General features: G+C 66.6%; 2 protein-coding genes. Both read right to left on the bottom strand.

Going from position 1 to position 1325, the window contains the following annotated elements:
• Positions 1-31 precede the first annotated feature (31 nt).
• Positions 32-949, bottom strand: a complete 918-nt coding sequence (locus ABZV34_RS39590) for an IS3 family transposase (RefSeq protein ID WP_356288185.1) — start codon at positions 947-949, stop codon at positions 32-34.
• The gene (locus tag ABZV34_RS39585; RefSeq protein WP_356288182.1) at positions 946-1254 is read right to left on the bottom strand and encodes a transposase; all 309 of its coding nucleotides are present in this window, start codon (positions 1252-1254) and stop codon (positions 946-948) included. Before ABZV34_RS39585 ends, ABZV34_RS39590 begins: the two co-directional genes overlap by 4 nt.
• Positions 1255-1325: the final 71 nt, after the last annotated feature.

Here is a 1325-nt window from a genome sequence, read left to right as displayed (position 1 = left end):
TGAGGTTCCCCCGCTGTGCGAGAGGTGTTGATCAGCTGGTCAGGAGGGGTTGACGGGGTTTCAGGTTCGCTCGTTCGGCCGTTGCCCGCTCGGCGTAGTGCTTCTCTTCGAACTCGATCGGGCTGAGGTAGCCAAGCCGCTTCTGGATGCGCCGGGAGTTGTAGAAGCCGTCGATGTATTCGAAGAGCGCGAGGTTCGCCTCGGCCCGGGTCGCGAAGACGCGGCCGCGGACACATTCCGTCTTGATCAGCATCCACAGATTTTCCGCGAGGGCGTTATCGTAACTGTCCCCGACCGACCCCATGGATGCCTCAATTCCCGCCCGCACCAAGCGAGTTGTGAGTTTGATGGACGTATATTGACAGCCGTGATCGGCGTGATGGACGAGCTTGCCGGGCTCGACCTCGCGGGACGCGAGGGCGTACTCCAGCGACGACAGGACAAGGTCGGCGTCCGCGCGGGCGGACGTCTCCCACGCCACGACACGCCGGGAGAAGGCGTCACGGATCGCGGAGAGCCACAGGGGCCCCTCGCCGGTGGCGATCATCGTCAGGTCGGTGACCCACAACCGGTTCGGGACGGGTGCGGTGAAGTCCCGGTTGACCAGGTCCGGGGCGAGCGTGGCCTTCGGATCCCTGCGCGTGAAGCCCTTTCGTCGCGGGCTGATCCCGGCGAGATCGGCCTCACGCATCAACCGTTCAACCCGCTTGCGCCCGACGTGGATGTCCTCGCGCTTCAGGACGGCGTGCACGCGTGGCGAGCCGTAGATCCCGCCGGAATCGGCGTGGATCTGCCGGATGTGCTCGGTCAGCTCGGCGTCGCGGCGCTGGTGTTCGCACGGCTCCTTCTCGCGCCGGCGCCAGCGGTAGTAGGTCGAGGAGGAGATGTGCAGTTCCCGAAGTACGCACTCGACTCCCAGGCGGGGGTGCTCGTCGACGAGCGCGGTCACCTGGGCCGGGTCGGGTCGAGTTGCGCCGCGAAAAACGCCGAGGCGGTGCGCAGGACGTCGTTCGCCCGCTTGAGCTGGACGTTCTCCCTGCGCAGGGCGGCGAGCTCGGCGCGTTCGTCGGTGGTGAGCCGGTCGTCGCGCTCGCCGGCGTCCGCCTCGGCCTGGCGGATCCAGCCGCGCAGGGCCTCCGGATGCACGCCCAGATCGACGGCCAGCTTCTTGATCTGCGGCTTCGGCTCTGCGGTGCGATACATCCGCACCGCACGCTCACGCAACTCCAGCGAGTATTTCCTGGGAGCGGCCATGGTCGATGTTCCTCTCATGAGAACCATCTGACCCTCTGTCAACATCCTCCGCATCCCGGGGGAACCACACC

The organism is Streptomyces sp. NPDC005195, assembly GCF_040608315.1.
Taxonomy (GTDB): Bacteria; Actinomycetota; Actinomycetes; order Streptomycetales; family Streptomycetaceae; genus Streptomyces; species Streptomyces kaempferi.
Note: the sequence above shows the minus strand (reverse complement) of the source record. Positions and strands in the feature narration are given on the sequence as shown.

Bases quoted from the DNA above. Each gene is read 5' to 3' on its own strand.
- ABZV34_RS39585 (WP_356288182.1), bottom strand. From the start codon at position 1,254: ATGGCCGCTCCCAGGAAATACTCGCTGGAGTTGCGTGAGCGTGCGGTG.